The organism is Candidatus Accumulibacter aalborgensis (assembly GCF_900089955.1).
GTDB lineage: Bacteria > Pseudomonadota > Gammaproteobacteria > Burkholderiales > Rhodocyclaceae > Accumulibacter > Accumulibacter aalborgensis.
Window position 1 is genome coordinate 18,909 of record NZ_FLQX01000142.1, and the last position, 12,764, is coordinate 31,672.

General features: G+C 63.2%; 8 protein-coding genes. 6 read left to right on the top strand and 2 right to left on the bottom strand.

Going from position 1 to position 12,764, the window contains the following annotated elements; translation table 11 throughout:
- Nucleotides 1-62: 62 nt before the first annotated feature.
- The 6 genes from ACCAA_RS17010 to ACCAA_RS17035 all read left to right on the top strand — a co-directional run bounded on the left by ACCAA_RS17010 (nucleotide 63) and on the right by ACCAA_RS17035 (nucleotide 9,505).
- A complete protein-coding gene (locus ACCAA_RS17010; RefSeq protein ID WP_186408444.1) occupies nucleotides 63-1,718 on the top strand; it encodes an MFS transporter in 1,656 nt (551 codons plus the stop codon).
- Nucleotides 1,719-1,782: 64 nt separating this feature from the next.
- Nucleotides 1,783-5,664, top strand: a complete 3,882-nt coding sequence (locus tag ACCAA_RS17015) for a nitrate reductase subunit alpha (RefSeq protein WP_186408445.1) — start codon at nucleotides 1,783-1,785, stop codon at nucleotides 5,662-5,664.
- On the top strand, nucleotides 5,661-7,196 hold the full coding sequence (gene narH, locus ACCAA_RS17020) for a nitrate reductase subunit beta (RefSeq protein WP_186408446.1): 1,536 nt from the start codon (nucleotides 5,661-5,663) through the stop codon (nucleotides 7,194-7,196). Before ACCAA_RS17015 ends, narH begins: the two co-directional genes overlap by 4 nt.
- A 2-nt stretch (nucleotides 7,197-7,198) precedes the next feature.
- Complete coding sequence (gene narJ / locus ACCAA_RS17025) at nucleotides 7,199-7,927, top strand: nitrate reductase molybdenum cofactor assembly chaperone (RefSeq protein ID WP_245754637.1); 729 nt, start codon at nucleotides 7,199-7,201, stop codon at nucleotides 7,925-7,927.
- Nucleotides 7,924-8,667 carry a respiratory nitrate reductase subunit gamma gene (gene narI, locus ACCAA_RS17030; RefSeq protein ID WP_186408447.1) on the top strand — a complete coding sequence of 248 codons (744 nt, stop codon included), beginning with the start codon at nucleotides 7,924-7,926 and terminating at the stop codon, nucleotides 8,665-8,667. The genes narJ and narI overlap by 4 nt, the downstream gene beginning before the upstream one ends.
- Nucleotides 8,668-8,686: 19 nt before the next feature.
- Nucleotides 8,687-9,505, top strand: coding sequence for a peptidylprolyl isomerase (locus tag ACCAA_RS17035; protein ID WP_186408448.1), 819 nt, complete (start codon nucleotides 8,687-8,689; stop codon nucleotides 9,503-9,505).
- 113 nt (nucleotides 9,506-9,618) lie between these two features.
- On the opposite strand, the gene ACCAA_RS17040 is transcribed toward ACCAA_RS17035, so the two are convergent.
- Together ACCAA_RS17040 and ACCAA_RS17045 are read right to left on the bottom strand one after the other, a co-directional pair.
- Entirely contained in the window at nucleotides 9,619-12,195 is a 2,577-nt protein-coding gene (locus ACCAA_RS17040; RefSeq protein ID WP_186408449.1) for an N-6 DNA methylase, read from the bottom strand.
- A gap of 20 nt (nucleotides 12,196-12,215) precedes the next feature.
- Nucleotides 12,216-12,692 (bottom strand): hypothetical protein, encoded by a 477-nt coding sequence (locus ACCAA_RS17045; RefSeq protein ID WP_245754638.1) that lies wholly within the window; start codon nucleotides 12,690-12,692, stop codon nucleotides 12,216-12,218.
- Between the last annotated feature and the right edge of the window lie 72 nt (nucleotides 12,693-12,764).

Below are 12,764 nucleotides of genomic sequence, written 5' to 3' on the forward strand. Positions count from 1 at the left end.
CCGCGAAAACGGACTGAGCGCTCCGCCTGGCGATCCCCCGAAAACCGGAAACTGGAAACAAGATGACTAATCAGCAACAAGCGGCGACAGAGAAAACGGCCGGTCACAGCTCCGCCGACATTGTCAAGTGGGACGTCGAAGACACCACCTTCTGGGAATCGCAAGGCAAGCGCATCGCCTACCGCAACCTGTGGATCTCGGTGCCTGCTCTGCTCTGTGGCTTCGCCGTCTGGGGAATGTGGGGAATCATCACCGTGCAGATGCTGAACCTCGGCTTTCCGTTTACCCAGGCCGAGCTGTTCACGCTGACGGCGATCGCCGGCATTTCCGGCGCGACGATGCGCATTCCGGCGTCGTTCCTGATTCGCCTGGCCGGCGGGCGCAACACGATCTTCCTGACCACCGCAATGCTGCTCGCGCCGGCCATCGGTACCGGCATCGCGCTGCAGCACAAGGACTGGCCGCTGTGGGCTTTCCAGCTCATGGCGCTGTGGTCGGGTGTCGGCGGCGGCAACTTTGCCAGCTCGATGTCGAATATCAGCACGTTCTTCCCGAAGCGCCTGCAGGGCACCGCGCTGGGCCTTAACGCTGGCCTCGGCAACTTTGGTGTGACGACAATGCAGGTGGTCATTCCCCTGGTGATGACCGTCGGCCTGCTGGGTGCGTTTGGCGGTGAGCCGATGACACTGGTCAAGGATAGTGGCTGGATCTTCGGCAAGATTGCCGCCGGCACGCCGACGTGGATTCAGAATGCGGGCTTTGCCTGGGTGTTTTCGCTGGTGCCGCTGGCGATTCTTTGCTGGTTCGGCATGAACAACCTGAAGACGGTCTCGCCCGCTACCGGCAGCGCCCCGGTCGCCTTCGCCAAAATCATCTACCTGTACACGCTGGCCTTCGTTCCGGCCATCTTCATGCTCTACCTGTACCTGCCGAAGCCGACGGGCCTGGGCGTGCTGAGCATGTGGGTGGCCATTCCGCTGGACGTCGTCAGTGCGCTGCTGGTGATGCGGCTCGCCGCCTTCGGCGAGATGAAGGAGGGCGTCGCCAAGCAGTTTGCGATTTTCAGCAACAAGCACACCTGGTCGATGACCGCACTCTACATCGTGACATTCGGCTCGTTCATCGGCTTTTCGATGGCCTTGCCGCTGTCGATCACGGTGATCTTCGGCATCAGCCACGTTCCCGACGCCAACGGCGTGCTGCAGCACACGCTGAAGAATCCGAACTCACCGTCAGCGCTGACCTATTCGTGGATCGGTCCGTTCGTCGGCGCGGCGGTACGTCCCATCGGCGGCTGGATTTCCGACAAGCTCGGCGGGTCGATCGTTACCCAGGTGATCTCCGCGGTGATGGTGCTCGCCTCGGTGGCCGTGGGCTACGTGATGATGCAAGCCTACGGATCGGCCACGCCGGAGCAGTACTTCCCGGCTTTCCTCGGCCTGTTCATCGTCCTGTTCTTCGCCACCGGCATCGGCAACGGGTCGACCTTCCGCACCATCGGCGTCATCTTCGACCGCCAGCAGGCTGGCCCCGTGCTGGGCTGGACGTCGGCGATCGCCGCCTACGGCGCCTTCATTGCCCCGGTGGTGATCGGCGCCCAGATCAAGGCCGGAACGCCGCAGTTCGCGATGTACGGCTTCGCCATTTTCTACGCGCTGTGCCTGGTTCTCAACTGGTGGTTCTACCTGCGCGCCAATGCCTACGTCAAGAACCCCTGATGGCCTGATTCTCTGCTTCTCGTCTGCTGCCTGTATTCCAACGTAACCCCTCTGGGAAAACCGCATGAGCCACTTTCTCGATCGACTGACTTATTTCTCCCAACCGCGGGAGACCTTCTCCGACGGCCATGGCGTCGCCACGGGCGAGGATCGTACCTGGGAAGATGCCTACCGCAACCGCTGGGCGCACGACAAGATCGTACGCTCGACGCACGGCGTGAACTGCACCGGGTCGTGCTCGTGGAAGATCTACGTCAAGGGCGGCATCGTCACCTGGGAAACCCAGCAGACCGACTACCCGCGCACCCGCTGGGACATGCCCAACCATGAGCCGCGCGGCTGTGCGCGTGGGGCGAGCTATAGCTGGTATCTCTACAGCGCCAACCGGGTGAAGTACCCGCTGGTCCGCGGCCGTCTGCTGAAGAGCTGGCGTGCAGCGCGGTTGATCAAGGACCCGGTTGAGGCGTGGGCGTCGATTGTCGAGTCCGACGCCAAGCGGCGCGACTACCAGAGCGTACGCGGGCTGGGCGGCTTCGTGCGCGCGAGTTGGGACGAGGTCAACGAGATCGTCGCCGCTGCCAATGTCTACACGATCAAGAAGCACGGACCGGATCGGGTGATCGGTTTCTCGCCGATCCCGGCCATGTCGATGGTCAGTTATGCCGCCGGCAGCCGCTATCTGAGCCTGATCGGTGGCGTCTGCATGAGCTTCTACGATTGGTACTGCGACCTGCCGCCGTCGAGCCCGCAGGTGTGGGGCGAGCAGACCGACGTGCCCGAATCGGCCGACTGGTACAACTCCAGCTTCATCATCGCCTGGGGTTCCAACGTCCCACAAACGCGGACACCCGACGCGCACTTCTTCACCGAGGTGCGCTACAAAGGCACCAAGACCGTTGCCGTCACGCCCGACTACTCCGAAGTCGCCAAGCTCTCCGACATCTGGTTGCATCCCAAGCAGGGCACCGACGCCGCCGTGGCCATGGCCATGGGGCATGTCATCCTGAAGGAGTTCTATTTCGACAAGCGCAGCGCGTATTTTGACGATTACGCGCGCCGCTACACCGACCTGCCGATGCTGGTCATGCTGAAGGAGCACGCTCTGCCGAGCGGCGAGAAGATCCTCGTTCCCGATCGTTACCTGCGCGCGTCGGATTTCGACGGCCAGTTCGGTCAGGCCAACAACCCCGAATGGAAAACGGTGGCCTTTGACGAAGGCGGTGCGGTCGTGCTGCCGAATGGCGCCATCGGTTTTCGCTGGGGTCCCGATGGTCGTGCCGATCAGGGGCAGTGGAACCTCGAAGCCAAGGAAGCACAGAACGGCGGCGCCGTGAAGCTCATGCTCTCGCTGCTCGAGGGTAAAACGCCGGCGACGGACACCGCCAGGGTCGGCTTCCCGTATTTCGGCGGCATTGCCAGCGAGCATTTTCCGAACAACGTGTTGCCGGGCGAGAACGGCGACGTGCTGGTACGCACCGTCCCCGTGCGCAGTCTCGCGATCGGCACGACGGGCAAGACGCTGGTGGCCACGGTGTTCGACCTGCAGGTGGCCAACTATGGAGTCGCGCGCGGCCTCGCCGGCGAGCTGGCGGCCAAGGACTTCGACGACGACACACCCTATACGCCGGCCTGGCAGGAGCGCATCACCGGGACGCCGCGTGATCAGGTGATTACCGTCGCGCGCCAGTTCGCCGACAACGCCGACAAGACCCATGGCCGCTCGATGGTGATCATCGGCGCGGCAATGAATCACTGGTATCACAGCGACATGAACTACCGTGGCGTCATCAACATGCTGATGATGTGCGGCTGCATCGGCCAGAGCGGCGGTGGCTGGGCGCATTACGTCGGTCAGGAAAAGCTGCGGCCGCAAACCGGCTGGACGGCGCTGGCCTTCGCGCTCGACTGGATCCGTCCACCGCGACAGATGAACAGCACCAGCTTCTTCTACGCGCACACCGATCAGTGGCGCTACGAAAAGCTGGGCATGGAAGAAGTGATTTCACCGCTGGCCGACAGGAAGCTCTACGGCGGCAGCATGATCGACTACAACGTTCGCGCCGAGCGCATGGGCTGGTTGCCGAGCGCCCCGCAGTTGCAGACCAATCCCTTGCAGGTGGTGCGCGATGCGGCCAGCGCCGGCATGGAAGCCAGGGATTACGCCGTCAAGGCCTTGCAGGACGGTTCGCTGAAAATGAGTTGCACCGACCCCGACCACCCGGACAACTGGCCGCGCAACATGTTCATCTGGCGCTCCAACCTGCTCGGTTCCAGCGGCAAGGGCCACGAGTATTTTCTCAAGCACCTGCTGGGTACCAGCAACGGCGTGCAGGGCAAGGACATGGGAGATGACGGCCCCCAGGCGCTGCGCGCCACCCCCCAAGGGGGCTCGGCCGGCTTGGGGCGGCCCAGCGCCGGCCGTGAAGAAGCGAAGCCGACAGAGGTCGTCTGGCACACCAAGGCGCCGGAAGGCAAGCTCGATCTGCTGGTCACGCTCGACTTCCGCATGAGCACCACCTGCCTGTACTCCGACATCGTCCTGCCCACCGCCACCTGGTACGAAAAGAACGACCTCAACACCAGCGACATGCACCCCTTCATCCATCCGCTATCTACGGCGGTGGACCCGGCCTGGCAAGCGAGGAGCGACTGGGATATCTACAAAGGCTTTGCGCAGAAGTTCAGCGAAGTGTGCGTCGGTCATCTCGGCGTCGAAAAGGAACTGGTGCTGACGCCGCTGATGCACGACAGCCCGTCGGAACTGGCGCAGCCCTTCGCGGTCACCGACTGGAAGCGCGGCGAATGCGCGCTGATTCCGGGCAAGACCGCCCCCAACATGCAGGTCGTCGAACGCGACTACCCCAACGTCTACAAACGCTTCACGGCGCTCGGACCCTTGATGGCCAAGGTTGGCAACGGCGGCAAGGGTATTGCGTGGAACACGCAGACCGAAGTGCAGCAACTCGGCGAACTCAGCGGCCTGGTGATCGCCGAAGGTGTCACCTGCGGCATGCCGAAGATCGACAGCGACATCGACGCCGCCGAGGTGGTGCTGATGCTGGCGCCGGAGACCAACGGCCATGTCGCGGTGAAGGCGTGGCAGGCCCTGGGCAAGCAGACCGGGCTCGACCATACGCACCTCGCAATCCACCGCGAAGACGAGAAGATCCGCTTCCGCGACATCCAGGCGCAGCCGCGCAAGATCATCAGCTCGCCGACCTGGAGCGGTATCGAGTCGGAGACCGTCTCGTACAACGCCGGCTACACCAACGTGCACGAGATGATCCCCTGGCGCACGCTGACCGGTCGGCAGCAGTTCTACATGGATCACCCATGGATGATCGCCTTTGGCGAAGGCTTCAGCAGCTACCGGCCGCCGGTGGACCTGAAGACCACCGCCAGCATTCAGGGAATCAGGCCGAACGGCAACCCGGAAATCGCGCTGAACTTCATCACGCCGCACCAGAAGTGGGGAATCCACAGCACCTACACCGACAACCTGTTGATGCTCACCTTGAGTCGCGGCGGACCCTGTGTGTGGATCAGCGAAGATGACGCCAGGCGGATCGGTGTGGTCGACAACGACTGGATCGAGCTGTTCAACCTGAACGGCGCGATAGCGGCGCGGGCGGTAGTCAGCCAGCGAGTCAACCCGGGGATGGTGATGATGTATCACGCGCAGGAAAAAATCGTCAATACGCCAGGTTCCGAGATCACCGGCGTGCGTGGCGGGATTCACAACTCGGTAACGCGCATCGTTTTGAAGCCGACGCACATGATCGGTGGTTACGCGCAGTTCAGCTACGGTTTCAATTACTACGGCACCATCGGCACCAACCGCGACGAGTTCGTCGTCGTTCGCAAGATGAAGAAGATCGACTGGCTCGACACCCCGGTCGCCGATGAACTGGTCCGCCCGGTGCAAGCTCAAGGAGAAGTGGCATGAAGATCCGTGCCCAAATAGGAATGGTGTTGAATCTGGACAAGTGCATCGGTTGCCACACCTGTTCAGTCACCTGCAAGAACGTGTGGACCAGTCGGCCGGGGATGGAGTACGCCTGGTTCAACAACGTCGAGACCAAACCCGGCATCGGCTACCCGAAGGAATGGGAGAACCAGGACAAGTGGAACGGCGGCTGGGTCCGCAAAGCGAATGGCCGCATCGAGCCGCGCCAGGGCGCCAAGTGGAAGCTCCTGATGCGCATCTTTGCCAACCCGAACCTGCCCGAGATCGACGATTACTACGAGCCTTTCACCTTCGACTACCAGCACCTGCAGTCGGCGCCCGAAATGAAGGCCTCACCGACGGCGCGCCCGCGCAGCCTGATCACCGGCAAGCAGATGGACAAGATCGTCTGGGGTCCGAACTGGGAAGAGATCCTCGGCGGCGAGTTTTCGAAACGCAGCAAGGACAAGAACTTCGACGGCGGTTTTGAACAAACGCAGAAGGACATCTGCGGCCAGTTCGAAAACACCTTCATGATGTACCTGCCCAGGCTGTGCGAGCACTGCCTGAACCCCGCCTGCGTCGCCTCGTGCCCGTCGGGTTCGATCTACAAGCGCGAGGAGGACGGCATCGTTCTGATCGACCAGGACAAGTGCCGCGGCTGGCGGATGTGCGTCAGCGGCTGCCCGTACAAGAAGATTTACTACAACTGGAAGAGCGGCAAGGCCGAGAAATGCATTTTCTGCTACCCGCGCATCGAGGCCGGTCAGCCGACCGTGTGCTCGGAGACCTGCGTCGGCCGCATCCGCTATCTGGGCGTGCTGCTCTACGACGCCGACCGCATCGAGGAAGCGGCGAGTACCGAACACGACCGGAACCTGTACCAGGCGCAACTGCGCCTGTTTCTCGATCCGAACGACCCCAAGGTCATCGCCCAGGCGGCGATCGACGGCATCCCCGACAAGTGGATGGAAGCCGCGCGCAACAGCCCGGTGTACAAGATGGCGGTGCAATGGAAGGTCGCTCTGCCGCTGCACCCCGAGTACCGCACACTGCCGATGGTCTGGTACGTGCCGCCGCTTTCGCCGATCAGCGCCGCGGCCAACGCCGGGCAGGTGGGCAGCAATGGCGAGATTCCCGACGTCAAGCAGTTGCGCATTCCGGTCCAGTACCTGGCCAACATGCTGACCGCCGGCGACACCATGCCGGTCGAGCGCGCGCTGGAGCGCATGCTGGCGATGCGCGCCTATCAGCGTGAAAAGCACGTCGACGGGCGCATCAACCAGGCCGTGTTGGCGCAGGTGGGAATCAGCCAGGCCGAGGTCGAGGAGATGTACCACGTGATGGCCATCGCCAATTACGAAGACCGCTTCGTGATCCCCACGACGCACCGCGAATACGCCGAGAACACCTTCAATGTGCGCGGCGGCTGCGGCTTTTCCTTCGGTAACGGCTGCTCTGAAGGCGCCGGCGAGACCAGCCTGTTCGGCAGCGAGAAGAAGCGCACCATTCCGATCAAGGCGGAGGTCTGAACATGTTCGCAGTCAACACCCGCAATACCCCGCCGCCGATGGCCAGGAGCCTGCGCGTGCTGGCGGCCCTGCTCGGCTACCCCGACGCGCGCATGCGCGGCCACCTGCCGGAGATGCGCGAGCTGCTGCGCGACGAGCGAGCACTGTCCAAAGCGCGTTGTGCCGAGCTCGATGCGCTGATGGACTCACTGCAGCACGCCGACCCGTTGCAGGCCGAGGCCGACTACGTCGATCTGTTCGACCGCGGCCGCGCTACCTCGCTGCACCTCTTCGAGCATGTGCACGGCGACTCGCGCGAGCGTGGCCCGGCGATGATCGATCTGGGCCAGACTTACGAACAGGCTGGCCTGATTCTGGCTGAGGGCGAACTGCCCGACTTTCTGCCGGCGATGCTGGAATTCGTCTCGACGCAGCCGCCGGGCGAGGGAAAAGCCTTCCTTGGCGAGATGACGCACCTCCTCAGCGCTCTCTTCGGAGCGCTGCAGCAACGCCACAGCGCCTACGCCAGTGTGCTCGGCGCGCTGCTCGAACTGGCCGGTGAACAGGCGCAAGCGCTGCCACCGTTGCCGCCGGCCGGCGAAGAAACGCTCGACGAGAGCTGGGCCGAGCCGCCAGTATTCGACGGCTGTTCGGCCAAAGGCCAGGCTAGACCCGGCCAGGTACAAACGATCCACGTGCTCCCACCCTCCCGTTCCGCCCAGGCCAACCCGCCATCAGGAGTAGTCGCATGAATCCCGTCCTGTCCTACCTGCACAACTTCTTCTTCACCGTCTACCCGTACATCTGCCTGGCCGTTTTCCTGATGGGCAGCCTGGCGCGCTTCGACCGTGACCAGTACACCTGGAAGAGCGACTCGTCGCAGTTGCTGCGCACCGGCACGCTGCGCTGGGGCAGCAACCTGTTCCATATCGGCATCCTGTTCCTGTTCTTCGGCCACTTCGTCGGTCTGCTCACGCCGCACTGGCTCTACGAGTCGTTCATCAGCGCCGCCGATAAGCAACGCATGGCCATCTACTCGGGCGGCGCGGCCGGCATCGTCTGCTTCATCGGCCTCACGCTGCTGCTGCATCGGCGCCTCTTCGATCCGCGCATCCGCCTGACCAGCCACCGCACCGACATCGCGATCCTGGTCATCCTTTGGGTGCAACTGGTCATCGGTCTGATCACGCTGCCCTTCTCGTTCGCCCATACCGATGCCAGCGCCATGCTCATCCTCGGCGACTGGGCGCAGGGCATCGTCACCTTCCGTCCCCATGCCGATGGTCTTCTGCTGCTCGCCTGGCCGTACCTGATTCACCTGATCCTCGGCATGACGATCTTCCTGCTCTTCCCGTTCAGCCGTCTGGTGCATGTCTGGAGCGGTTTCGCGACGGTCGGTTTCCTCTTCCGGCCCAACCAGTTGGTGCGCAGCCGGCGCCTCAACGTCCCGGCCGGGCACAACCTGCCGCGCCAGCCCGGCGCCGGTGTCTGAGTCTCAGGGAGTGACCACCATGCCTGTCGAATCACTTGATCTCAGTGCCGCGGCACCGGCCGCGCCGATCTGTGTGGCGCGCATCAACGGCGTCGCTGTGCACGGCGAATCGGAGAGCCTTGCCGCCGAGGAACTGCGCCAGCGCGCGTGCACCGAACTGCTGCGCCAGGCGGCCATAGAGGCCGGCCTGCTCGCCGCCGCCGACGTCGCCTCTGCGGACGGGGTGATCAGCGAAGCGGCTTCGTGCGCCATTGAAGCGCTGCTCGAGCGGGACCTTCACTCGCCCGAACCATCCGACGAAGCCTGCCGCCGGCACCATGCCGCGCACGAGGCAGCTTACCGCAGCGGTGAGCGTGTCCGCCTGCGCCACATCCTGTTCGCTGTCACGCCGGGGATTGACGTCGTCGCGCTGCGCCAGCGCGCCGAAGCCTGCCTGCTCGACGTACGCTGCCACGATGGCAAGGCAAGCGCCGGCAACCGCTTCGCCGTCGCGGCCAGCGAACTCTCGAACTGCCCGAGTGGCGAACGGGGTGGCGAGCTCGGCTGGCTTGGCACCAGCGACTGCGCGCCGGAATTTTCCCGCGAGATCTTCGGGCACAGTGAAGTCGGCGTCCTGCCGCGCCTGGTCCACAGCCGCTTCGGCCTGCACGTCGTCGAAGTGCTCGAACGCGACCCAGGCGTCGCGCAGTCGTTCGAGTCGGTGCGCGGCGCGGTCGCCAATGCCTTGCGCCAGCAGGCTTTCGTCACCGCGTTACGCCAATACCTGCGCCTGCTGGCCGGTAAGGCGACGGTAGAAGGCGTGGATCTCGACGCGGCAGATACGCCGCTGGTGCAGTAACAAGAACGCGTCCAGGGGAACCCGCAGAGTCCGGTAGGTTGGGGTGACGCAGGAACCCCAACGTATTCCTGCCCTTGAATGTTGGGGTTCGTGCCTCACCCCAACCTACAAGCTCAAGCCTCCGGGGCAGCGGGCGCTTCTTCACCCCAGATGCGGGCGAGGGTGGCCTGGATCTTTTGCTCGAAGCGGGTGATCAGTTCGCGGTTGGCGGCCACCAGCACTTGCTCGGCTTCGATCTCCGCCACGATGGCTTGCTGTGTGGCAAGGGGTGGGAAGGGGAATGTGATCGTGCTCAGGGCATCGGTGTTGATCTTCAGGGTACCGTGCGCGGCGGTTTCAAGAATCTTCCGAAACTGTGGCTCTACCTGTTTCAACATCACTCTGAGGAAGGTCGGATTGACCGACGCGTGAGGCTTCATCGCTTTCACGTCTTGGTTGAAGGCGCATGGCTTCTCGAGTTCGCAGATGGGAACTCCGTTGGCGAGACCCATGCCTCTGACAAGAATCAAGATTGAGCCGACTGGAGCGATCTGTGTGGCGCTCTCCTTGACTGCGGCTTCCGATATGTGGGTCGAAGCATCCGATAACACGTCGGATTTCATGTCCTTGGCCGAGATCCACGGAATATCGCCTACCCAATACGATTCATTGGCTTTTGATGGTGTCCCGCCGCTGCTGTAGCTGACGATGTTGCCCAACTCTACGACCGGCCAGTCGGGGTGGATGGGGATGTGGGGGCGGTAGTGGTCGAGGACGGCGCGGGCGCCGTTGATGACTCTCTGGTAGCTCTCGATCTCCGCCACGATCTCCTTCTGCACTTCCAGCGGCGGCAGGGGGATTTGGAAGTTCTCGACGTAGTCGCGGGGCACGCGCTGCAACCCGCCCGTGCCAGTCATCTGGGCGACGGCTGCATCGCGAAAGAGTGGATGCATGACGCAGAAGTAAACCCACTCGGGCATGACCTGCCCGTTGCTCCGCAGCACGTAGAACTCGCTGGAGCCAAACCCGATTCCGTTGAGCAGGCCGCGAGCGATGCCTGCTTTGCCGTTTTCAAAGCAAGGCGTGACCTTGGCGAGAAGGACGTCGTTGTCCTCGAAGTACGTGTAGCTCGCCGAGACTTCGGACAGTTGCTTCTCGTCGCGTGGCTGGAACGAAATGCGGTGCTCGCTGAGGTCGGCCATTGGAACGAACGAGACGCGCGTTTCTGCCTTCGCGGCGACTTGGCTTTTCCGCGGATTCACGTTGCAAACCTCGCTGAGTTTCACCAGCGGAAAGATGTTCGTCTTGGCTCCGCCTTCCCGATACCGCTCGCCACTCAGGTTGTAGTCGCCATTCGCGGCGATCTTTTCTTTCGGCACGATCTGGGTCGTGGACGTGAGGGCGAGGATGGTCTCGGTGGACGCTTTGGAGCGGAGGGCTTGGAGGTAGGCGGCGAGCTCGGCCTGGACTTGCGGGAGGTCGTTCTTGTCGAAGGCGCGGCGCTGGGCGCCGAGGCCATAGCCGTCGTTCTCCACTTTGAAGAAGGCGATGGTGTCGCTCTGCCGGGCGAGGGATTTGTCGAGGAGGAGGATGCTGGTCTTCACCCCGGAGTAGGGATTGAAACAGCCCGCGGGGAGGGAGACGACGGCGACGAGGGAGTTTTCGACGAGCATTTGCCGCAGGTCTTTGTAGGCGGTCTGGCTCTGGAAAATGATCCCCTCGGGGACGATGATGGCGGCGCGGCCGGTGGGCGTGAGATGCTCGGCGATGTAGTCCACGAAGAGGACTTCGCTGCGCTTGGCCTGGACGGAGAAGCGCTTGTGGGGCTTGATGCCGCCTTTCGGGGACATGAAGGGCGGGTTGGCGAGGATGACGTCGGCGAATTCGTTCCAGCGCTCCTCGGAGGTGAGGGTGTCGTATTCGTAGATGTGGGGATCGGTGAAGCCGTGCAGGTAGAGGTTCACCAGGGAGAGGCGCACCATGTCGGGCGAGATGTCGTAGCCCTTGAAGTGCTTGGCGAGGCGGCCCTTTTCGTCGGGGGTGAGCAGGTCGCCGGGGCGGTGTGCAGCCCCCTCGCCCCGGCCCTCTCCCACGAGGGGAGAGGGAGATGATGAGTTGGTGCGCAGGATGTGTTTGTAGGCGGAGATGAGGAAGCCGGCGGTGCCGCAGGCGGGGTCGAGGATGGTCTCGTTTTTCTGCGGGGCGAGGACTTCGACCATGAAGTCGATGATGTGGCGCGGGGTGCGGAACTGGCCGGCATCGCCCTGCGAGCCGAGGACGCTGAGGAGATACTCGAAGGCGTCGCCGAGGCGCTCGCTGTGGTCGTAGCGGAACTCGTCGATGATCTTGAGGAAGGCCTTGAGTGTCTCGGGGTCACGGTACGGCAGGTAGGCGTTCTTGAAGATGTCGCGGAAGAGCGCGGGGATGCCGGGGTTTTCGGGCATCCTGGAGATGCCTTCGCCGTAGAGGCCGAGCATCTCGTGGCCGCCGAGCGAGGGCGCCATGAGCTTGGCCCAGCCGTAGCGGGCGTAGTCGCCGGTGAAGAACTTGCGCTTGCCGCCGAGTTCCTCGGACTCCGCGTCCATGTCGTCCATGAACTTGTAGATCAGCGCGATGGTGATCTGCTCGACCTGGGACTTGGGGTCGGGGACTTTACCGACGAGGATGTCGCGGGCGGTGTCGATGCGGCGTTTGGTATCGGTGTCGAGCATGCAGGCCTTTTACGGGGAAACTACTGGACAAACTGGTTCAGGGACACGTAGTCCTTGACGTAGTCGGGAATGATGGCGCGGTACCTGGCCGGCACGGCTCTGAAATCATGGGTTGAGAAGAACGGGTTGGTCGCCAGGTCGGTGAACTGCTTGCTCTCAATGATCTCGCGGACCAAACCGTTGCTGACGTAGGCCTTGAAGTAGGTCTTGATGGCGGGAATGGCAGCGGCCTCTTCGGGCTTGGTGTCGGCGACGAACTTCGAGAACTCCTCCTCCAGCAGCTCATCCTTCGACTTGAAGCGCGGGATGAGGCCGAAGACCTTCTCCAGGATCTCGCGCAGTGTCAGGCGGCGGTCGACGGCGGCGGCTTTGCGCAGCTTGTCGAGGGTGTAGTACTCCTCGGGTTTGTTGAAGACCTCGCGGTTCACGTAGTCGATGACGCGGTCCCACTGCCCGGCTTCGACGGCGGAAGCGACGGTGTCATTGGCGCGGATCACATCCTCGAATGTAAGCGTTTAGCCCCCCTACCACACGTACCGAGCAGGTTGGTGCGGAGCGCAGCGCTTGCC

Coding starts and splice junctions, on each gene's coding strand:
- narH (WP_186408446.1), top strand. CDS start 5,661: ATGAAGATCCGTGCCCAAATAGGAATGGTGTTGAATCTGGACAAGTGC.
- ACCAA_RS17010 (WP_186408444.1), top strand. CDS start 63: ATGACTAATCAGCAACAAGCGGCGACAGAGAAAACGGCCGGTCACAGC.
- narJ (WP_245754637.1), top strand. CDS start 7,199: ATGTTCGCAGTCAACACCCGCAATACCCCGCCGCCGATGGCCAGGAGC.
- ACCAA_RS17040 (WP_186408449.1), bottom strand. CDS start 12,195: ATGCTCGACACCGATACCAAACGCCGCATCGACACCGCCCGCGACATC.
- ACCAA_RS17015 (WP_186408445.1), top strand. CDS start 1,783: ATGAGCCACTTTCTCGATCGACTGACTTATTTCTCCCAACCGCGGGAG.
- ACCAA_RS17035 (WP_186408448.1), top strand. CDS start 8,687: ATGCCTGTCGAATCACTTGATCTCAGTGCCGCGGCACCGGCCGCGCCG.
- narI (WP_186408447.1), top strand. CDS start 7,924: ATGAATCCCGTCCTGTCCTACCTGCACAACTTCTTCTTCACCGTCTAC.